This is a genomic window from Desulfuromonas sp. KJ2020 (assembly GCF_024197615.1).
GTDB lineage: Bacteria > Desulfobacterota > Desulfuromonadia > Desulfuromonadales > SZUA-540 > SZUA-540.
In genome coordinates this window covers 369,475-389,992 of the sequence record NZ_JAKUKE010000003.1, presented here as the reverse complement: position 1 = coordinate 389,992, position 20,518 = coordinate 369,475, and the positions used below count along the sequence as shown (strand labels likewise).

Below are 20,518 nucleotides of genomic sequence, written 5' to 3'. Positions count from 1 at the left end.
AAACCCCCTTGCCTGCGCATGTGGTCGATCGGCCAGGCAACTGTGCCTGACAAACCCGCCAGGAGAGCAGATTGCCCTTGGTGTATCTCTTGCAACCGAGGCTATCAGCGTTATTATTTCAGGGGCATGCCCCTATTTTAATGTAAGCTGTATTGGTGACATCATGGGCACTTTTCGATGCAAAATAGGGACCGCTGATGGGCGAATCCTGGAAAAAGACCTGGATGCCACCAGCAAAGGAATCCTGAAGGAGAGCCTGGAGGATCAGGGCTTCCATGTCTTTCGCATTCAAAGACGCAGTCTGCCCCTCTCTGGGGCCCTCAGCAGTCAGCAAGGGCGTCTGAGCAGCAGCCGCTTTCTCTCTTTCAATCAGGAATTCCTCGTTCTGCTGCGGGCCGGGCTGCCCATCCTGCAGGTATTGGACACCATCATGGAACGGATGGAGTCCGGGCGACTGCTGGAAATCCTGCGGGAAATCCGCAACGACGTCAAAGGGGGCAGCTCCATCAGCGAGGCCTTCAACAGGTATCCCAACTTCTTTCCTTCCCTTTATATCGCCTCTATCCGGGCGGGGGAACGCACGGGTGAACTCCCCGTGGCCATCGAGCGCTTCATCGCCTACCAGAAACGGGTGGAGGCCATCAAAAGCAAGGTTCGCAATGCATCTTTTTACCCGATCCTGCTCTCGGCGGCGGTTATTGCCGTGGTCCTTTTTCTGATGCTGTTTGTCATCCCTCGTTTTACCCAGGTCTATGCCGATGCCCAGGTACAACTACCCCTGATGACCCGTTTGCTGATCACCGTCTCTCAGGGTATGGGAAAGGCAGCTCCCCTGGTGTTGCCGCTTTTGATCCTACTGGCGTTCGTGGCCCGGGGATTTCTGCGCACCGAAAAGGGACATTGGCTGCGCGACAGACTTAAACTTGTTCTCCCTTTTTTTGGTCAGCTTTTTAAAGACTATGCCCTGCTCAGTTTCTGTCGTACGCTCGGCACCACCCTGGCCAGCGGCATCCCGGTGGTGCAGGCGATGCAGATGTCCCGTGGCACTCTGAACAACCGTCTGCTGGAAGAGCGGCTGAGCCTGGCCGTCCGCCGGGTACAGGAGGGCGCCTCGCTGTCGGAAGCGCTGGAAGAGACCGGCTTCTTTCCCAAACTGGCCCTGCGCATGATCGGCGTGGGCGAAACAGGCGGTTCTCTTTCTTCCATGCTGGAGGATGTCGCCATGTATTACGAGGCCGAGGTGGAAAAAAGACTCGATCGCCTGACCACCCTCATCGAACCGGCGATGATGATGACCATGGGCCTGCTGATCGGCGCCATCGTCGTCGCTATGTACCTGCCCATTTTCCAGCTCGCCGGCACGGCCGGATGACGATACCGGGAGTTCGTTGATGAATTTTGAGCGTAAAAAGATCGGTGAAATCCTGGTGGAGATGGGAAACCTCAATCCATCTGAGGTCAATCTGATCCTCGAAGAAAAGGGCGACAGTAACCGGCGTTTCGGTGAAACGGCCATCGCCAAAGGGATGCTCAAGGAGGACGTTCTCGCTCAGGCCCTGGCCCGCCAGTTCCGCATGGAATATATCGATCCCGACCAGTTCAGTCTGGATGCCCAGCTCTATGCCGCCATTCCTGCCGGCCTGCCGGCCCGCTTCAACTTTCTGCCGGTACGGCAGCAGGGAGATGCCCTGGTGGTGGCCGTGGGAGATCCCACGGACGTGGCGGCGCTGGACAATCTCGAGGTTATTCTCGGGCGTCCGCTCATCCTGCAGGTAGCGCCGGCCGAAAAAATCCACACCTTTCTCGAGCGCACGGACGGGGGTTCCAAGCATGTCCTCAAGGAGGTGTCGGAAGACTTCAAGCTGCAACTGGTGAAGGAGACGGACAAGGGGGAGGAGGTGCTCTCCATCGAGAAACTGACGGCGGACACCAGCCCCATCATCCGCCTGATTGACTCGACCCTCTACGATGCCCTGAGCAAGCGGGCCAGTGACATTCACATCGAGGCCAGCCACGAAGGGGTGATCATCAAATACCGGGTCGACGGGGTTCTTTACCGCGCCACCGAGCCTCTCGACGGCCGTTTCCAGAGCCCGATCATCTCTCGTATCAAGGTCATGAGTGAACTCGACATTTCTGAGCGCCGAATCCCCCAGGACGGCCGTTTCAAGGTGCGTCTGGGCGGCAAGTCCATTGACTTCCGTGTCTCCATCATGCCCAGCAGCTTCGGCGAGGACGCCGTCATCCGTATTCTCGACAAAGAGGCCATCGCCTCCGACCTCAAGGGGCTGACCCTGGAGGCCCTGGGCATCAGTCCGCGGGAGATCGAACGTCTGCGCCGCATGATCCGCGAGCCCTACGGCATGGTGCTGGTCACCGGCCCGACGGGGAGCGGCAAAACGACCACCCTCTATGCCGCCCTTTCCGAAATCAACAACGATCAGGAGAAGATCATCACCATCGAGGACCCGGTGGAATACCAGGTCTCCGGTGTGGTGCAGATTCCCGTCAACGAAAAGAAAGGGCTGACCTTTGCCCGCGGCCTGCGCTCCATCCTCCGCCACGACCCCGACAAGATCATGGTCGGTGAAATCCGCGACCCGGAGACCGCCCAGATTGCCGTACAGTCCGCGCTGACCGGACATCTGGTCTTCACCACCGTGCATGCCAATAACGTCTTCGACGTCCTCGGCCGTTTCCTGCACATGGGTATCGACCCCTACAACTTCGTCTCCTGTCTCAACTGCGTCGCCGCCCAGCGTCTGGTGCGGCGCATCTGCCTCAAGTGCAAAAAACCCGTACGCTACGACCGGCAAACCCTTGAGGAGTCGGGCCTGAGTTTTGAGCAGTACGGCGATTTCACCTTCTACGAAGGAGCCGGCTGCGAGGACTGTCACGGCATGGGCTACAAGGGGCGCAGCGCCATTGTCGAACTGCTCGATCTCAACGACGAACTGCGGGAACTGATCGTCCAGAAAGCCCCGGTCACCCAGCTGAAAAAGGCCGCCAGAGAGTCCGGCACCATCTTCCTGCGGGAAGCGGCACTGGAAAAAGTCTTTGCCGGTTTGACGAGTCTGGCGGAAATCAACCGGGTAACCTTTATCGAACAGGTGGAGCCATCGTGATTCGACGCACCTATCTCGGACTGGATCTGCATGCCGGCCAAATCGCCGCCGTCGCCCTGCGTCGCCAGGCCAAGGGTTCCCTGCTGACGGGATCGGCCACCTCCCCCTTGCCGGCGGACATTCTGAAGCCGTCCCTGCGTGATCCCAACATCCTCGATCCCAGGGCCTTTCAGAATAAGATCAGACAGATTCTGGGACCACTGGCCGGGCAGGAAGACCGCATTGCCCTGTCTCTGCCTGAAGGATCGGGAAGGCTGCTGCTGACAGACACAGATACGGTCTTTGCCTCCCATGAAGAAGGTCGTGACATTCTGCGCTGGCAGCTTAAAGCCCAGTTTCCCGTGGATCCCAAGGAAATTCAGCTTGACTACCAACTGGTCGGAAAAACTGAAGGCGGGCGCCACCGGTTGGCCGTGGCCTTTGCGGCCAAAAACGTCCTGAATCAGTACGAAGAAGTCCTGTCACAGACCGGCTTCAACTCGGCCCATATCGACTTTCATACCCTGAACCTCTACAACTATTACCGGCCACGCATCGATCTGGGTGAAGATTTTTTTCTTGTAGCCACTGAAGGAAATTCCTTGAGCCTGCAGTTTTTCCAGGGACACCATCTCGGTTTCCACCGTAGCCGTGACGTCGAACCTTCCACCGAAACCCTCTTCCAGGAACTGCTCAGAACCTTGGTCGGCTGTGCCAAAGATTTTCCCAAGGCCAGCCGGGCTGCTGTCTATCTGCACACCAACTGGCCGAACAGGGACGAGTTGTCCGACGCTATCCGCTCGGCCTTTGGCCGGGAGCCGATACTTCTCGACCCCCATGTCGATCGCATGGGTTCCATCTCGGCCCTCACCCATCCCCAGGATCTGGCTGCCGCCATCGGCGCTGCCGAACGCATGATGTGAGGCTTTTGATGAAACCACAAATCAATCTCGCCAGCCATTCCTATATCAATCGTCGAGGCCTTAATGCGCTTTACACCGTACTCACGGTTCTCTTTCTACTGCTGCTCATTCTCAATGGGCGCGCTCTCTTTTCGCTACTGGCAAGACAGAGCCAGGCCGAAACGCACCTGACCGAAGTTCGTGAAACCCTGGGGTATCTGAAAAAGGACAAAAACGCCAAACAGACCACGAGCGAGTTGGTGGCTATGCGACAGGAAATCGCCTGGGCCAACGCCATGCTGAGGCAGGATAGTTTCCGGTGGACCGCCCTGCTGGGGCACCTGGAAGAAGTCATCACGGACAGCACCCGCATCCGCTCGATTCAGCCTCAATTCAAGGATGGTTCTCTCAAAATCAGCGGCGTGGCTAAAAACGTGACGGCTCTGCAGGATTTTCTCGATCGCGTCGTCGCCTCGCCCCATTTTACCGACGTCTACCTCTTCGCTCAGAGCCGGGTGGAAATCAAGGATGCAGGCGGACGCACCCACGAGGCTTTGAATTTTTCCCTCGAACTCAAGGGGGCCTTCTGATATGAGCAGAGAGCACCTGATTCTGACCGCCTGGAAGCAGAATAAATTGTGGCCGAGCCTTTTGGTGGGCCTGCTCTTGGCCAATATCGCCCTTTTCGTGACGGCAACTCAGGTCATTGTCCCGAAGGTAATACGCCTGGAAGAACAACTGGTGAGAAATCAGGCAGAGGCCAGGCTTGTCCGCCAGCAAGGGGCAAACGCGGCCACTCCAGAAAATATCCTGGCCCGCGGCAGACAGGATCTGCAATCCTTCCGCGAGGCGATCCCAAACAAGGAATCATTCAGCGAATTGATCGGCGACATATCCGTACTCGCCAACCGCGCCGGCCTGGAAATTGACCAAATCACCTACGATCCCGAGGAAAAACCCGAAGAAAGGTTACTGGTCTATTCTCTTTCTTTTACGGTTTCGGGAAGTTACCGACAGCTCAAAAAATTCATTCATTCCCTGGAGCACTCCCCTCGCCTGATTGTCATTCAGGAGCTCTCTCTGAGCGGCAGCAGTGAAAAACAGCAGGAAAGCGTCAGGATGCAGATACGCCTCTCCACCTACTTCACCTCGGAGGTGGCACGATGAACAGAAAAAACCTGCTCGCGCTCCTGCTTGCCCTGCTCGCCCTCTCTGTCGCCTACGCGATTATTCAATACCCCCGCCAGCAGAAAATCTCCCAAGGGGAATCGCCCGTCGCCAGAGCAGCGAACGATAGCCCTTCGGCCATAGCAAGTGTTGATCCCGATCGCGTTCTTCTTGATTTGCTGGTCCCGGCCGATGAGCCTTTTGCTGTCCCGAAAAAAGATCTCTTCGGGCCTTTGTATCGCCCGGCGCCCCCGGCCCCCAAGCCGGTGGCACGTCCCCAGGTGAAGGCGCCCGCGCCACCCCCTCCCCCGCCTCCGCCACCGGTTCAACAACCGCTGGCCCCCCTGCCTCGTTTTACCGTCCTGGGCTCGCTGGAAAAAGCCGGAGACAGACAGGTTTTTCTCTCCCTCGGGTCCGAACTCTATCTGGTCAGGCAAGGCAGCCATTTTGGCCCGGGAGAAAAATTCAGCGTCGTCGGCATGACTGACCGTCAACTAAGTATTCGCATGACCGGTGAAGACCGTCTGATCACGTTGCCGCTGATGGATAAAAATGCAGGGAAACCCCTGGGGATCAAACGCAAGGTTTCCGCGCCTCTGCGTGAGCCGTTGCCGGCCACAGCAGAGCCGGTGGATTTGACCTTGCCCGAGAGCCCGCCCCCGCAAGAATCGCCTGCCGAGATTCCTACAGAAAGCGGCTCGGTTCCGTATCTGAAAATGCCCGAATGACGCCTGCCAAGAAGAGGTGCTTTATGATGAGATATATTCACAAGACTGTCGCCGTCACCCTACTGACCTCCTTTCTCCTGGCCGGTTGCGCTGGACGCCAGGCTTTTCGGGATGGCGAACAGCTGCTGAGTGAAGGCCGCTACGATCAGGCCGTGGCCAAATACGCCGAAGCTGTGGAGAAAAAACCGGACCGGCAGGAATACCGGATGAAATTGTTCAACGCCCGAACCGAAGCCGGCCTCTGGCATCTGGAACAGGGTCAGAAACATCTGGAAAAGGAACGCTTCTCGGAAGCGATAGTATCTCTTCAGCAGGCCGTCGCCCTGGATCCCAGCCTCGAAGCGGCCAATCAGAAGCTCAAACTGGCCGCCGCCCGTCTCAAAGCCCAGCAGGCTGCCGAAGAAGCCCGCGAGTTCTTCGAGACAGACCGCCTGCCGCAGGCCCGCAAGAGCATCGAATTGGCGCTCCAGCTCGATCCCGACAACCGGGAAGCCAGGGCACTTCAAGAGGAAATCACCGCCGTTCGAATGACCATCATCGACGGCTTCGAATTGGCGATAGCTTCCCCGGATCCCCTCACTTTACGCTTCTCGGATACCAATATTCGCGATGCCTTCGGGATTCTCAGCCGCCTTTCGGGGATCAACTTTATCTTCGACGAAGATATTCGCAGTCAGAAAGTTACCCTTTTTCTAGAAAGAGCCACCTTTGCCCAAGCTCTTGAACTCCTGCTGACCATGAACGACCTGGGCAAAAAAGTCCTCAACCCCAAGACTCTCATCGTCTATCCCAAGACGCGCGACAAACTCAAGCAGTACGAAGAGCAGATTATCCAGACTTTTTACCTGTCCAACATCGACGCCAAAAAAGCCGTCAACCTGCTACGCACCATGCTGCAGCTACGCAAAATCTACGTGCATGAAGAACTCAACGCCCTGGTCATCCGCGATACGCCCGATGTTATCCGCCTGGCGGAGCAGGTTATTGCTGCGTCGGACCGACCGGATGCCGAAGTCGTTTTTGATCTGGAGCTGATCGAGGTGAAACATGACGATACCATGACTCTCGGCCCCAAACTGAAGAGTTACCAGGTCGCCGGCGGCCTGGCCAAAGAAGGCGTCGAGACAATTTCAGATTCAATCACACTGCGCAACTTCAACAACCTCGATTTTCTCTACACCATCCCCAGCGCTACCTTTGATTTTCAGAAGCAGCTGACCGATTCGGAGACCCTGGCCAATCCCAAAATCCGGGTCAAGAACAAGCAGAAGGCCAAGGTCCATGTCGGCAGCCGGGACCCGATAATAACGGCCACGATTTCCGACAATGGGGTCATTTCGGAGAACATCCAGTACGTGGACACTGGTGTCAAACTCGACGTCGAGCCCCTCATCAATCTGGACAACTCAGTCACCACCAAAATCACCCTGGAACTGAGCAATGCCCAAAAAGGGTCGGCCACCCCCAACGGCACCGTTCCCCTCATCATTACCACCACCAACGCCCAGACGGTGCTGAGCCTGAGCGACGGACAGCGCACCATCATCGGCGGACTGATCAAGGACGATACATCCAAGACCAAAACCACCTTCCCCTTTATCGGCGCCATTCCCATCCTGGGAGACCTGATCTCGGGGCACAGCGACATCAAGACCAAGCGGGAGATACTCCTTTCCATCACGCCGCATATCGTCCAAAGTGTCGACCTGCCCAAATCAAGCGTGGCCACCATCTGGTCCGGCGGCGAAGATAGTCTCAAGGCCGGCCCCATGCTCGGTTCCTTTGCCGACGAGTTCGCGGCCGAGGTGGAGCAGGCGCCACAGGCTGTCGTTCCCTCCGCCCGACCCGAGCTCAAGGCGACCCCCTTCCCTGTTCCCGTGGGGCAGACTGAATCTCAGCCGCAACCCATGTTAGAGGAGGTGCCGACCGAAATGATGCCACTCCAGCAGGAAGCAGCCATGCCAGACCAGAGCCTGCTACTGATGTTCGGGCCGTCTCTGGTAAACACCGGTGAAGAATTCCCCGTCGAGGTCAAGGTGAACAACGTCGTCGATCTACACAACGCCCCGGCAGTTCTACTCTACGACCCAGCCCTGCTTGATTTTGTGCGGATTGAGGAAGGAGACTTTCTTCGCCAGGGGGCGGCGCCAACCCGTTTAAACGTTTCACCCGATCAGGAATCGGGGCAATTGCTCATTGATTACGGTCAGGAACAAGGCGCAAAAGGAGCTTCTGGGCAAGGGGTTCTCTTCCGAATCTTTTTCAAGGCAAAAAACGCTGGGAACACTTTTCTGCATTTTGATACTATCGACTTTGAGAATTCACAAGGACAGCCCGTGGCTGTCCTTCCCTCTGAACTTTTCCTGGAGGTTAAATAATCTTAGATGGTGGTTGGACGTTTGTGCAAAAATGAGCGTGGCCTGACTTTGATCGAAATGATCATCGCTGTGACCATCCTGGCTATCCTGGCGGCCGCCGTCATCCCCTTTGCCGAGGTCAACGTCAAACGCACCAAAGAACTGGAGTTGCGCCGCAGCCTGCGGCTGATTCGCACCGCCATCGACGACTATAAAGGCGACTATGACAAGGCCGTCGCCCAAAAGAAAATATCTGCCGTCGTCGGTGAGACCGGCTACCCGGAATCCCTGGACATACTGCTCGAGGGCACGGACTGGGGCGGACTATATCCCTACAAGCGCAAATATCTCCGCCGGCTCCCACGCGACCCCTTCGACCAGTATAACGACGGCTGGGGGCTCAGATCCTACGAGGACGACCCCGATTCTACGGTCTGGGGGGGAAACGATATCTATGATGTCTATTCCCAAAGTGACCTGACCGCCCTGGACGGCACCTCCTATAACACCTGGTAGAGAGTTATGAATTCTATTCTTCGATATCGAAAAGTGGCTGGCTTCACCCTGATCGAACTGCTGATCATCATGTCTGTTATCGGCATTCTCTTTGCTATCGCGGCTCCTAATTACAAGAACAGCCTGATCAAGGCCCGCGAGTCAGTGCTGATGGAGGACCTGTTCCAGATGCGCAGCGCGATTGACGCCTATTATGCGGACAACGGCCGCTACCCCGACTCCCTGGAAGATCTCCAGGAGGGCAAATATCTGCGCACCATTCCCCGCGACCCCTTCACCCGCTCGTCAGAGACTTGGATAACGATTCCACCTGCCTTCTCCTCCTCCGGCGAACTTGCCGAGGGCCAGGTTTTCGATGTGCGGAGCGGCAGCGATCTCATCTCCCTCGGCGGCACGCCTTATAGAGACTGGTGAGTGCGCCACCGTCTTTTTCTTGCCCGTCTTTCCCCGTATTCACAGGAACTCGCATGCCCGACCAAAACTTTCTCAACGATAATCAACACCTCGACATTTTTAAGGATCTGATCGATCAGTCATCAGACGCCATCTTTATTGTTCACCCGGACAGCGGGCAGGTGCTCTACGCCAACGAACAAGCCTGCAGCAATCTTCAGTACTCCCACGCTGAGCTCACCACCCTCCACCTCTGGGACTACGCCGGCAACGTCACCACTCCCGAAGAATTCGCGAACTTTCGCGATCAGATGAAAACGATCGGACAGCGCCGTTTTGAAACCTATCAGCGCACCCGCTCCGGTGAAAAAGTTCCGGTGGAAGTCAACGTCCGCATGATTCATTGCCAGGACGAGGACTACCTGGTCTCTTCGGTACGGGACATCCGCCGCCGAAAAGCTTACGAAACCAGCCTGATCAACGAGCGTAATAAGCTTGAAGGGGTCATCTCGGCTATCGAGGATGGCATAACGCTGGTAAGCCCAGACTTCACAGTCCTTTATCAGAATTCAAGCCACCGGGCCAAACAGGGGGATCAGGTGGGGCGCCCCTGTTACCTGGCGTACCATGGCCTCGAAACAGTCTGCGAAGGATGTCTGGTAGCCAAAACACTGAAGGACGGCAAAAGTCACAAAAGACTGGTCGAGGCCTTGAACGCGGAGGGACGGCTGTATTTCGAAGTGATCTCCTGCCCGATTCGCGATGCGGGAGGGAAGATCACCTCTGTCGTGGAAGCGGTGAGGGACGTCACCCGGCAAAGACTGGCGGAAGAAGCCCTGCAAGAATCCGTGCGGCTACGTACTGATTTTATTTCCATCGCGGCCCATGAACTGCGCACCCCTCTGGCTGTGGTTATCGGTTACGCCGAACTGCTGGAGGCAGCGGAAGGCTCAGAAGAGTTCACGCCAGAAGAGAAGAAAGAATTTGTAAAGGAAATTTTGGCCAAGTCCAGCGCCCTGAACAAAATCATTGATGAATTGCTGGACCTCAGCCGCATCGAAAGAGGCCAGAAGCTCACCATTGAAGTCTCATCGGTCAACATGCTGGAGTTACTACGAAAAATCTGGCGTTCCTACATCAATCTTTTTCCAAAGTACCGATTTGATGTCAGTATAGCGGAGGACATGGAGCCCACTTTCACTATCGATGCGGCCCGGTTTACACAGGCACTGGAAAATATTCTCAACAACGCCATCAAGTACTCTAAGCCCGGCTCGTTCATTCACCTAAGCGCCGAGGGAGCCCCTGACGGCTTAAAACTTACGGTCCGCGATGAAGGGATCGGCATGACGGAAGACGAAGTGGAGCGGATCTTCGAGCCTTTTTATCGGGCCAGGCCCGACGACCCCACCGTTCGTGGACTGGGTTTGGGTATGAACCTGGTCAAGCACATCATCGAGGCACATCGCGGGCAGATCAAGGTAGAGAGCATCCCCCTTGAGGGCACGACCGTTACCCTCGTCCTGCCACGGTCGCCATTGACTCCCTTTACCTGAGGCCGCCTTCCCCAAAAAGCCTGAAGAGGATAATCAGGTCAGTGTCAGAATCTGGTCAGTTACCTCGGTAAAAGCGACATCGTGACTGATGAGAAAGAGCTGATCGTACCAGTGCTCCGTCACTTCTTCCTGGCCGACGTCGATAGCCCTGAAAGCCTGGGCCAGATTTTCACGGCGGGTCGCGTCGAGGTTGGAAGTCGGTTCGTCGAAAAAGGCCAGGCGGGCGCCGATGGTCTGCAGCATGGCCAGCCGCAAAGCCACCACGGCGCTCATGGTCTGGCCGCCGGAGAGCTGATCATCTGCCCGTTCGCGCAGTTGGCCGTCAGCCAGGTCGCGCAGCACAATCTGGTAATTCTCGCCCCAGGCCAGTTCCTCATCCGCTTCCGCGATGATCCGGTAGATGCGGTTCGCCCGCTGGCTGATTTCCTCCCGGAAACGTTCGGACAGATACCCCGACACATGGCGAAACACCCGGTTGCGCAGAAACTTGACCAGCTCGTCCTTCTCCCTGTACACCCTGACCTGGTCCTGTTTGGCGGCAATATCCTTTTCGACCTGCCTGAGCTTGTCGACTTCGGCCTTCAGACGGGTGACGTCGGCAGCCAGCCCTTTAACCTGTTGCCCGAGCGCGTTGACTCCCCCCAAAAGCGCGTCTCTCTGCTTGCGAAGCGCCTCATGCGCGGCGGCGTCATATTCCTTACCCGCCTGGCCGTGGGCCGTTTCCCTGGCCGTCAAGGTCTCCTGCAATTGGCCTAAAAGGTTTTCGAACTTTTCTAGTTCGGCACGACGCCCGACCAGTTCGGCGGCCTGCTGCTGGTTGGCGACATAAAGGTCACGAGCCGGCTGGTGCTTCGCTTTCTCCTGTTCGGTGGCCTCAATGTCGGCCTGCAAGCCGCGATACCCCTCCAATGGTTTCTGTTTTTCATCCAGTTGACGCTGGACCAAGCGCTGTTCCTTTTGCAGTTGGGCCAAATCACCGGCCCGGCGCTCATTGGTCTCACGACGCACGACAAGGCTGGCAAGCTGCTCGTCTAAGCCCTGAAGTCTGACAGTAACGGATTTGATCTCATCGCTGGCCCGGCTTGCCGCTTTCTCTTCCTGTTCGGACAACTGAACGTCATGCAGAAGGCGCAGGCGCTCTTTATCCAGGTCGGAAAATCGGACCGAGAAGACATCCTCCGCCGGCTTTGCAGCCAGATTGAGACAGGGCTCCTGGAAAAAAGGGCAGACTCCCTCGGCGAGTTTTTCGCTCCCCTCCGCCAGAGCGCCCCGGCGTCCATCGAGCTGCCCAAGTTGTTGGCGCAAACCTTCAAGACGCTGGCGGATTTCCGGCAGGCGCGTCGCCAAAGCCTGTTGTTTCTCGTCCAGCGCCAAAGCCTTACGGCTTTCGGCCAGACTCTTTTCTTCGGAAGCTAGGTCCTGCCGGGCTTTTTGGATGGATTGAGACTCGACTGTGTAGCGCTCCCCCAAAACGCTGACCCGGGTTCTAAGCTCGGCAGCTTCCTGTTCAAGCCGCCGCTGCGCCTTGACCTGCTCCCGCAGGGCGCTCAAACGGGCCTCGGCCTCTTCGAAAGCCTTCTTGCCCGAGGTGGTCTCCTCGATAATCTTGCCGGCCTTTACCGCTTCATCGACCAGCAGTTTTTGTTTGCCGATCATTTCATTGCCATTACCGATTCGCACGTTGAGACTGTCGATCTCCTTTTCAAGCTCCTTGAGCTTCTTTTCACGTTGATCGACATCAATCAGCTGCGTTTCCAGCTCCTTGAGCCTTTGCTGCTGAGCGGCAAGATCAGCCTCGGCCTCCGCGAGCGTTTTTACGACGGCCTGGCATTCGGCTTTCTTCACGGGCAGCTCGAGGACCTGACTCTTTAGGGGTCCAATGGCACTTTCGAGAGCATCCACCTTCGCCTTGATGGCGGCGGTCAGCACCTTGGTCTCGTTGAAGGTCTTGCGCCAGGCATCAATTCCGAGGATTTCATCGAACTTGTCGCGACGCTTGGCCGGCTGTTTGATGACGAAAGGCCCGAGGAATTCGTGCTGAAAGGGGCCGATTACCAGCTCGAACTGTTCGGCCAGAGAACGCCCGCCACTGAGCCCGAGCAGCTCTTTCAGGCGCGCCTCGGTCTCCTTGGCGTCCTTATGTTCCTCGACCTCGAAGGTGCTACCGACCTCCTTGGCCAGCAGCCATTTTGCCGGGGTCCCGACGGTCCGGCTAACCCGATACCGTTCATCACCGACCCCTTGAAAAACCACCGCAATCTCCCCCCGTTTGGCGCCGATGGTGACAAACCGGTCGATATTGCCGACAAAGCTCTGAGCGTCAACCCCGAACAGAGCATAACCGATCGCCTCGAAGATGGTGCTTTTACCGACCCCATTGGGGCCGGAGAGGACGTTGATGCCCGGCGAAAAAGTCAACTCGGTATCGCGATGCGATTTAATGTTTTTGAGATGGATAGAAAGAATTTGCACAGGCCAGCCCTATTCGTTTTTTAAGAATCAATCCAGCAATGCCAATAATTCATCGCCATCGACATCGCCCTTTCTCACGGCCTCGCGCAAGTGGACAGCGAGTTGGACGAGTTCCTCCTCACGTCCCTGATAATCGCTGCCGGACCGGATCAGATCATGCAGAACTTCCAGCTCGATCTCTTCCAGGCTCTTTTTGGTCGCCCCCCCCTCCCCCGCACTACTGACCAGGGAAAGGTGGTTCTTGATCTCGACATGCAAGGGTTCAAACAGTTCTGCCAGCGTCAGTTTCAGCCGCTCGCGGCCAAGCTCAAAGGGATGGAAGCCGACGCGGCCGACCAGTTTCAATTCAAGCAGCGGCGGGCGTTTATCGCTGGCGGGTTCTATCCTGGCTGCCACCCGGTCGCGAAACAGGGCAAGTGCCTGGTCAGCGTTCTCGGCCCCCTGAAGGTCAATCGTCTCGACGAACATGGGGCGCGGCGAGGTGCTCCGGAACTCAGGGGTAAACACGCCCTTTTCGAAAGTGACGACATAGTAGCCCTTGTCGTACTTCTCCTCCCCAAAGTTAACCCGCTCCGGCGAGCCGGGATTAAAGGCATAGGACTTCCCCTCCGGCGTTTCAATGACATAGGGTTTGTGACCGTGGCCAAGGGCGACATAACCGAATCGCTCTGCCAGCGGATGAGCCTCCTCCAGCTTCATATTGCCAATTTCGACAGGTGAATATTTCCAGATGCCGACGTGGAAGAGCAGCAGATTATGTTCCGTGCTAATGGCCTCAACGATGCGATTGACGTGAGCGCCCGCCTGCGCGCCGATATACCCCAGACCATAAAGGTTGACATCACCGATGCACAGATGGCCGCCTATGCCCGTTTCCTCATCGAAAGGATCAAAATGATAGCCGCCCTCCTCGGTACGCGAAGGTCGTAGCAGACGGATATAGCCCATCTGGGACAAAGCTTCCATCCAGGAGATGTTGTCACGGCGATGAATCCAGTCGTGATTTCCCTCGATAGCCACACAGGGGATGCCGGCATCCTTGAGCGGCTGCAGCGTCTCGATCGTTTTGGCAAAGGTGCGTGGCAAAATCTGTCCAACGTGGAAGAGGTCGCCGGCAATCAGCACGGCATCGACCCCCTCGTGGACGGCATCGCGAACGATAATCGCCAGCGCGGTGAAGAAATCGTCGTAACGCTCCTTCTCGCCGGCTGAGTTGCGGTAGGTTTTTCCTAAATGGATATCCGCCGTGTGGATGAAACGCATAATTGATCAGGTCCTTGATGACTAAAAGAGTCCGACAAGCGCAATCCTTGGCCTCACTTGGGGTAGAGTTTACCGAAGGCCTCTTCCTGGGCAGGGGTGCCGATCAGAATCAGTGCATCGTCCTTCTGCAAGACGGTTTCCGGTGAGGGCACGACGACAGGATCTGCTTTTCCGTGACCTTCCAGAGCCACAATGGAACAGCCCGTCCTTTCCCTGAGGTGGGAGGCGGCAATGGATTTGCCCACCAGCGCGGCCGGCAGAGGGCGGCGAAAGATATTGATTCCCTCGGTGAGAAATACCGACGTTTTGGATTCAATGATATTCAGCAGAATGCTGCCCCCCACCGAGGCGCTGGACACAACAAAATCGGCGCCCGCCGCGTAAAGTTGGGCGACGTTTTCATCGACAGTAGCCCGCGCCACGATGCGGATATGGGAATGGGCGTGCCGGCTGGCCAGGGTGAGAAAGATATTGGTATTGTCATCGTTCGTCGTGACGATGAGGCCACGAGCCTTGTCGATACCGCTCTTCTGCAGCAGATGACGGACCGTCGCATCGCCATAAATAGGAACGTGCTCCTCACAGTAGGGATTTTCCTGGCGGTCGACCAGGATGAACGGCACCGGTTTGCGGTCAAGAAAACTGGCGGCGGCACAACCGACGCGACCATGGCCGAGGATAAAGATCAGATCCTCATTCGCCTGCTCACCAGTCAACTGTTCAAGCGCTTCCAGCTGCTCCCGGGTTCCCGCCAACACCATCAGGGCATCATCCCTGAGTAGAGTATCGGCGGCGGGAAGAGTCAGGTTCCCCCGTTCCCACAGACCGATCACGGCCAGCCCGGTCTGTTGCCGGATCAGGGAGTCTGCCAGCGACAGTCCGGAAAATGGTGTGCCGTGCACCGGGATTTCCGCTATGACGAGCTTACCGAAGCTGTCGATGACATGGGCCATGGCCCCCTTGGTCGTGGCCCGGGTGGCCAGGTAGTTCCCCAGAATCTTGTGCAGGGGGATAACCTGATTGGCCCCCGCCAGGCGCAGCAGATCCCCATGCTCTGCCTCGGACACCAAGGCGACGATGGGCGTTTCGCAAAGGGAGCGGGCAGTCAGACACAGATTGACGTTTTCGGGGTCGCTGAGGTTGGCAATGATATACCGCGCCTCGGCAACCCTTAGGCCTTGAAGCACTTCAGGATCGGTCGGTGAACCGACCACCACCTTGACACCGCGGTCCTCAAGGTTTATTGCCTCACTGCTATCTTCGGTCACCACCACGAAAGGGATCTGGCGGGTTTTAAGTCTTCGAATCAGGTTGCGGGTGACGGAATCGACGCCAAAGATCAGGACGTGCCCGGCAGTCTCTGGCGGCAGATCAACATCCGGCCGGTGGCTCAGGCGGTATTCGATCCAGGGTGCCAGAAACAGGCTGACCAGAGTAAAAGGGAGGATGATCAGCAAAAAAATCACCCCCGATACCGTCACCACTGCGGCAAAAATATAGCCGGGGTCGCTGTGAAAGGTAATGTCCCCGAATCCCAGGGTCGTCATCACCGTAATGGACCAGTAAATCCCGGCAATCAGCGAAAATTCACGCCCTTCTAGATGCCACATGAGATAGCGGAAGAGAACCGCGTACAGCAGGATCATGCCGACCAGGAAAACACAGTAGTAGGCCAGGTATTTAAGGTTTTTGACCACTCTGCCGCGGAGAAAATAGGCGAGTTCCGACGCGATTGTTTTCATTACACCCCACCTGGTTCACAAAAGACCGCACGAAAAGTTTCATCATTTTATAACAGGTCACAAACACCGGATCAAATAAAGGGGACAAAAAAGACAAAAGCCCTCGTTTTCAGAGGGCTTTTCAGACTGAATAAATCAGCGGGACGGGAATCGAACTAATTATTCAACTTAGCGTTTTTTATGTTTTTTAAAACAAGCAATCCCCTTTAAGCCCCCTTACATACCCCTAAACTGCCTCATTGCCAGCCCAAAAACAACATCTGGCCCAAAGAAACATGATCGCTCCCGTGGGTCCTCCACCCGTACTTTTGAAGGTTCAGGACCTGTCTCCGTAGCGCCCCCAAAGGTAGAGTATTGCATCCAGATGAAAGGGCGTCATACCCACGGCATCGGCGATTTCTTGGGAGAGGATAAAACTCTGCCTTGGACTCAACCGGCATCCGCCTTTCCATTTGATCAATTCAGGAAACTGGGCAGCGAAATGATGGTCTACTTTAACATATTGAACAAAACCGATTTCTTTGAAGAAGTCACACACAAGGGCGGGGCCTACATAATCTATTCCCTTGGAAAAATTGTTGACCAGACTCCACATCGCCGAAGGGGTCTTGGCGTGCCCAACCATCTCATAAAATCCGTCGAGCCCATCTCTGAGCGCCTCCTCCAATTTGCGACTCCCTGTGAGCAAGACGGCGAGAATACGTGGTCTGAATTGTCTCGAAGATTGATTAAACTTGTACCTCTCCTGAATTTCAGCAGCCAAATCTCCCAAGAGATCCGGCGACCAGAAGGCGTCATCTAGAAATTCCTGCTGATCGTCGAATACCCTGGAAAGTGCCAGGGCAATGTTCTGTCTGGTCGGCAGACCTTCAGCTAACGGAGAGAGGAGATTGTTTCTTATTGGGGCGTAGCTATAAGCACTGACACAGAACTGCTTCATCAGGTTCGGTATGTCGGTACACCGGGGCGGTGACTTCCAGCGCTCAAGGTCTAATTGGATGCGTTCCCTCTCCGAAGGTTCCATTTGGAAGGAAGTATCGTATGAACGATGAACCAGAATATCTCGTCGTCGATGCAGCTCGTCACGCACTTCCGCCCACGACTGACTCATGGCAATTCTCTCGCAGATATAAATGAACTGGGCAATGCTAGCCTTGCATAAAGCTCGTCTATCACGCCCACCCCGCACAGAGCACTTCCGCCTGCTTCAAAACCAACTCCACGGCATCATCTTGCTTATCCGGCGGATACTTCCACTTACGCAAAGTTCGCCGCACCAGGTTGCGCAGTTTGGCCCGAACGTTGTCCCGCACCTGCCAGTCGACCGAGGTGCTGTTGCGCAGCTTTTCGGTGATCTCGACGGCGATTTTCTTGAGGATGTCGTCCCCCAACTCCCGCACGGCGCTTTCGTTGTTGGCCAGAGCGTCATAAAAGGCGACCTCGTCTGAGTTGAGTCCCAGGGCCTCGTCGCGCTTCAAGGCCTGCTGAAAATCCTTGGCCATCTGGATCAACTCTTCGATCACCTGCGCGGTTTCAATAGCACGGGCGTGGTAGCGGTTCAGCGTCGCCAGCAGGCGATCACTAAACTTTTGCTCCATCACTAGGTTGCTGCGGGTACGCGCCTTGATGGTGTCCCGCAGCAGCTTCTCCAACAGCTCCAGGGCCAGGTTGCGGCTCTTCATGTTGCGCACGTCTTCGAGAAACTCGTCGGAGAGCAACGCAATGTTCGGCTTGTCGAGACCGGCCAGAGCAAAAACATCAGCCACCCCTTCAGCAATGACGGCGTTGTCGAGAATCTGCTTCAAGGCGCTGTTCTTCTGTTCTTCGGTCAGCTTACTGTCGACCGTGGTGTGCTTGACGATGGCGGCACGAATGGCCGCAAAGAAGGCGATTTCTTTACGCAGCGGCTCGGCCTCATCAAGGGTGCCGCACAGGGCAAAGGCGCGGGTGATCGCCGCCATGGCGTCGAGGAAGCGCTTCTTGCCGTCTTCAACCCCAAGGATGTGATTGGCGGCCAGAATCAGAATTTGGTGCGCACGGGTGACATAGTCGCTGTAATCGAAGCCATGAAAAAGGCCGCGCACCACGTCGAGCTTCTCCAGCAGCACCGCCAGCGCCTCTTCCGCCGCCAGCGTTGGTGTCCCCTTCCCTTGCGCGTTGATATAGATCTTGAGCGCCTGCTTCAACTCGTTGGCGATACCGATGTAATCAACCACCAGCCCACCCGGCTTGTCCTTGAACACCCGGTTGACGCGAGCGATGGCCTGCATCAGATTATGACCGCGCATCGGCTTGTCGACGTACATGGTGTGGCAGCTCGGGCAATCGAAGCCAGTCAGCCACATGTCACGCACGATCACCAGTTTCAACTCGTCCTTGGCATCCTTAAAGCGCTTTTCCAAGCGCTTTTTGGTCACCTTGTTGTAGATGTGCGATTGCAGCAGCGGTCTGTCAGCGGCGGAGCCGGTCATGACAATCTTAATTGCCCCTTTCTCCAAGTCAGGATCATGCCAGGCAGGCCGCAGCGCGACGATTTCGTTGTAAAGATGCACGCAGATCTCGCGGCTCATGCAGACGATCATCCCCTTGCCGTCTACCACCGCTGTGCGCGCCTCGAAGTGCCGCACCAGGTCTTCAGCGACCTCCTTCAGGCGCGGTTCTGCACCGACCAGCTTTTCCAGCGCCGCCCACTTACTCTTGGTGCGCTCGCGCAGGCCAACGTCCTCCTCGTCCTCAATGACTTCTTCAACCTCGTCGTTAAGTTCCTCAATCGCAGCGTGGTTGATATCGAGCTTGGCCAGGCGTGATTCGTAGTAAATAGGCACTGTCGCGCCGTCGTCGACCGCATCCTGAATGTCGTAGATGCTGACATAGTCGCCAAATACGGCGCGGGTGTCCTTGTCCTCCTGGGAGATGGGCGTACCAGTGAAACCGATGAACGACGCATTGGGGATGGCGTCGCGCATGTGCTTGGCGTAGCCGTAGATGTATTGGCCGGTCTTGGTGTCGAGTTTGGCCTTGAAACCGTACTGGCTGCGGTGGGCCTCGTCGCTGATGACGACAATGTTGTTGCGCTCACTGAGTACCGGATGACTGTCTTCGGCATTCAACAGGGAGAATTTCTGTACCGTAGTGAAAATAATGCCCCCCGACTGTCGCGCCGCCAATTCCCGGCGCAAGTCTTCGCGGCTGTCAGCCTGCACCGGGGCCTGCCGCAGCAACTCCTGGGCATTGCAGAAAGTGGCGAAGAGCTGGCCGTCGAGATCGTTGCGGTCGGTGACGACAACAATGGTCGGGTTGTTCATTTCCGGTTGCTGCAGCAGTTTGCCGGCGTAGCAGCACATGGTGATGCTCTTGCCCGACCCCTGCGTATGCCACACCACCCCGGCCTTACGCGAGCCGGGCTCTACCTCTTTACCCCAGGTGGCACGCTGGCTGTCGGCGATCTCTCCGGCTTTGACCGGGGCCGAGGCAATCAGCGTCACCCGCACCGCTTCGCGCACGGCATGAAACTGGTGGTAGCCGGCGATCTTCTTGATGATGCTGCCGTCGTCCTGCTCAAAGAGAATGAAGTAGCGCAGATAGTCGAGCAGCAGCTCGCGGTCGAAGAACCCTTTAACCACCTTCTCCAGTTCGTATTCGAGCAGCGGCTTGTCATCCTCGTTGCGGATGGTTCGCCAGGGGAGAAAGCGCTCCTTGTTGGCGGTCAATGAGCCTATTCGTGCTGTCAGGCCATCGGAAACCACCAGCGCCTCGTTGCACACGAAGAGGTCAGGGATCTCATCCTTGTAGGTCTGCAACTGGTCGTAGGCATTCCAGACGTCAGCGTTGATGTCGGCAGGGTTCTTCAGCTCGATCACCGCGATGGGCAGGCCGTTGATGAAGACGACAATGTCGGGGCGACGCAGGCGTTTGGTCCCCAGAATGGTGAACTGATTGACGACCAGGAACTGGTTCTTCTCGATGTTGTAGAAGTCGATCAACTGCACATGGTCGACTTTGATCTCATCGCCGTCGCGGTATTCGACCGGCACGCCTTCGAGAAGCAGTTTGTGGAAGGCCCGGTTATTGTGGATCAGCACCGGGGATTCAGGTTTGGTGACGGCTTGGGCAGCTTCTTCGAGGGTGGCGAGGGGGATGTGTGGGTTGATCTTCTGCAGGGTGGTGAGAAGGCGACAGGTTAACACCACCTGCTGATAGTCGCGACGCTCTGACGAGTCACCGTCATGGGCGATGTCGGAGCCGAAGGCGGTTGCGTAGCCTTCTTCACGAAACCAGTTAAGGCAGAGTTGTTCGAGTTGGCCTTCGGAAATCATAA

Annotated in this window: 15 protein-coding genes; 10 read left to right on the top strand and 5 right to left on the bottom strand. The window is 56.5% G+C overall.

Going from position 1 to position 20,518, the window contains the following annotated elements; translation table 11 throughout:
- Positions 1–163 precede the first annotated feature (163 nt).
- From MJO47_RS10135 to MJO47_RS10090, 10 genes are read left to right on the top strand one after another with little or no spacing between them, the layout of a single operon-like run.
- Positions 164–1,372, top strand: coding sequence for a type II secretion system F family protein (locus MJO47_RS10135; RefSeq protein WP_253961007.1), 1,209 nt, complete (start codon positions 164–166; stop codon positions 1,370–1,372).
- A 19-nt stretch (positions 1,373–1,391) separates the two neighbouring features.
- Positions 1,392–3,125 carry a GspE/PulE family protein gene (locus MJO47_RS10130; protein ID WP_253961006.1) on the top strand — a complete coding sequence of 578 codons (1,734 nt, stop codon included), beginning with the start codon at positions 1,392–1,394 and terminating at the stop codon, positions 3,123–3,125.
- Positions 3,122–4,027 (top strand): type IV pilus biogenesis protein PilM, encoded by a 906-nt coding sequence (gene pilM / locus MJO47_RS10125; protein ID WP_253961005.1) that lies wholly within the window; start codon positions 3,122–3,124, stop codon positions 4,025–4,027. Before MJO47_RS10130 ends, pilM begins: the two co-directional genes overlap by 4 nt.
- 8 nt (positions 4,028–4,035) lie before the next feature.
- Entirely contained in the window at positions 4,036–4,596 is a 561-nt protein-coding gene (locus MJO47_RS10120) for a PilN domain-containing protein (RefSeq protein WP_253961004.1), read from the top strand.
- 1 nt (position 4,597) lies between these two features.
- Positions 4,598–5,173: a type 4a pilus biogenesis protein PilO gene (locus MJO47_RS10115; RefSeq protein ID WP_253961003.1), complete on the top strand. Its 576-nt coding sequence runs from the start codon at positions 4,598–4,600 to the stop codon at positions 5,171–5,173.
- The gene (locus MJO47_RS10110) at positions 5,170–5,901 is read left to right on the top strand and encodes a hypothetical protein (protein ID WP_253961002.1); all 732 of its coding nucleotides are present in this window, start codon (positions 5,170–5,172) and stop codon (positions 5,899–5,901) included. The genes MJO47_RS10115 and MJO47_RS10110 overlap by 4 nt, the downstream gene beginning before the upstream one ends.
- 23 nt (positions 5,902–5,924) lie before the next feature.
- On the top strand, positions 5,925–8,279 hold the full coding sequence (locus MJO47_RS10105; RefSeq protein ID WP_253961001.1) for a secretin N-terminal domain-containing protein: 2,355 nt from the start codon (positions 5,925–5,927) through the stop codon (positions 8,277–8,279).
- 6 nt (positions 8,280–8,285) lie between these two features.
- Positions 8,286–8,774: a type II secretion system protein gene (locus tag MJO47_RS10100; RefSeq protein ID WP_253961000.1), complete on the top strand. Its 489-nt coding sequence runs from the start codon at positions 8,286–8,288 to the stop codon at positions 8,772–8,774.
- Positions 8,775–8,780: 6 nt separating this feature from the next.
- Entirely contained in the window at positions 8,781–9,188 is a 408-nt protein-coding gene (locus MJO47_RS10095; protein WP_253960999.1) for a prepilin-type N-terminal cleavage/methylation domain-containing protein, read from the top strand.
- A gap of 53 nt (positions 9,189–9,241) precedes the next feature.
- The gene (locus MJO47_RS10090) at positions 9,242–10,723 is read left to right on the top strand and encodes an ATP-binding protein (protein WP_253960998.1); all 1,482 of its coding nucleotides are present in this window, start codon (positions 9,242–9,244) and stop codon (positions 10,721–10,723) included.
- Positions 10,724–10,756: 33 nt separating this feature from the next.
- Here the strand turns inward: MJO47_RS10090 and MJO47_RS10085 are convergent, their stop codons facing one another.
- From MJO47_RS10085 to MJO47_RS10065, 5 genes are all read right to left on the bottom strand, one after another.
- Complete coding sequence (locus tag MJO47_RS10085; RefSeq protein ID WP_253960997.1) at positions 10,757–13,195, bottom strand: AAA family ATPase; 2,439 nt, start codon at positions 13,193–13,195, stop codon at positions 10,757–10,759.
- A gap of 27 nt (positions 13,196–13,222) precedes the next feature.
- Positions 13,223–14,458: an exonuclease SbcCD subunit D gene (locus MJO47_RS10080; protein ID WP_253960996.1), complete on the bottom strand. Its 1,236-nt coding sequence runs from the start codon at positions 14,456–14,458 to the stop codon at positions 13,223–13,225.
- A gap of 53 nt (positions 14,459–14,511) precedes the next feature.
- A complete protein-coding gene (locus tag MJO47_RS10075) occupies positions 14,512–16,200 on the bottom strand; it encodes a TrkA family potassium uptake protein (RefSeq protein WP_253960995.1) in 1,689 nt (562 codons plus the stop codon).
- Positions 16,201–16,516: 316 nt separating this feature from the next.
- Positions 16,517–17,311 (bottom strand): hypothetical protein, encoded by a 795-nt coding sequence (locus tag MJO47_RS10070; protein ID WP_253960994.1) that lies wholly within the window; start codon positions 17,309–17,311, stop codon positions 16,517–16,519.
- Positions 17,312–17,372: 61 nt separating this feature from the next.
- On the bottom strand, positions 17,373–20,516 hold the full coding sequence (locus tag MJO47_RS10065) for a type I restriction endonuclease subunit R (RefSeq protein ID WP_253960993.1): 3,144 nt from the start codon (positions 20,514–20,516) through the stop codon (positions 17,373–17,375).
- Between the last annotated feature and the right edge of the window lie 2 nt (positions 20,517–20,518).

Coding starts and splice junctions, on each gene's coding strand:
- MJO47_RS10095 (WP_253960999.1), top strand. CDS start 8,781: ATGAATTCTATTCTTCGATATCGAAAAGTGGCTGGCTTCACCCTGATC.
- MJO47_RS10090 (WP_253960998.1), top strand. CDS start 9,242: ATGCCCGACCAAAACTTTCTCAACGATAATCAACACCTCGACATTTTT.
- MJO47_RS10110 (WP_253961002.1), top strand. CDS start 5,170: ATGAACAGAAAAAACCTGCTCGCGCTCCTGCTTGCCCTGCTCGCCCTC.
- MJO47_RS10120 (WP_253961004.1), top strand. CDS start 4,036: ATGAAACCACAAATCAATCTCGCCAGCCATTCCTATATCAATCGTCGA.
- MJO47_RS10075 (WP_253960995.1), bottom strand. CDS start 16,200: ATGAAAACAATCGCGTCGGAACTCGCCTATTTTCTCCGCGGCAGAGTG.
- MJO47_RS10130 (WP_253961006.1), top strand. CDS start 1,392: ATGAATTTTGAGCGTAAAAAGATCGGTGAAATCCTGGTGGAGATGGGA.
- MJO47_RS10135 (WP_253961007.1), top strand. CDS start 164: ATGGGCACTTTTCGATGCAAAATAGGGACCGCTGATGGGCGAATCCTG.
- MJO47_RS10070 (WP_253960994.1), bottom strand. CDS start 17,311: ATGAGTCAGTCGTGGGCGGAAGTGCGTGACGAGCTGCATCGACGACGA.
- MJO47_RS10100 (WP_253961000.1), top strand. CDS start 8,286: ATGGTGGTTGGACGTTTGTGCAAAAATGAGCGTGGCCTGACTTTGATC.
- MJO47_RS10065 (WP_253960993.1), bottom strand. CDS start 20,516: ATGATTTCCGAAGGCCAACTCGAACAACTCTGCCTTAACTGGTTTCGT.
- MJO47_RS10080 (WP_253960996.1), bottom strand. CDS start 14,458: ATGCGTTTCATCCACACGGCGGATATCCATTTAGGAAAAACCTACCGC.
- MJO47_RS10115 (WP_253961003.1), top strand. CDS start 4,598: ATGAGCAGAGAGCACCTGATTCTGACCGCCTGGAAGCAGAATAAATTG.
- MJO47_RS10105 (WP_253961001.1), top strand. CDS start 5,925: ATGATGAGATATATTCACAAGACTGTCGCCGTCACCCTACTGACCTCC.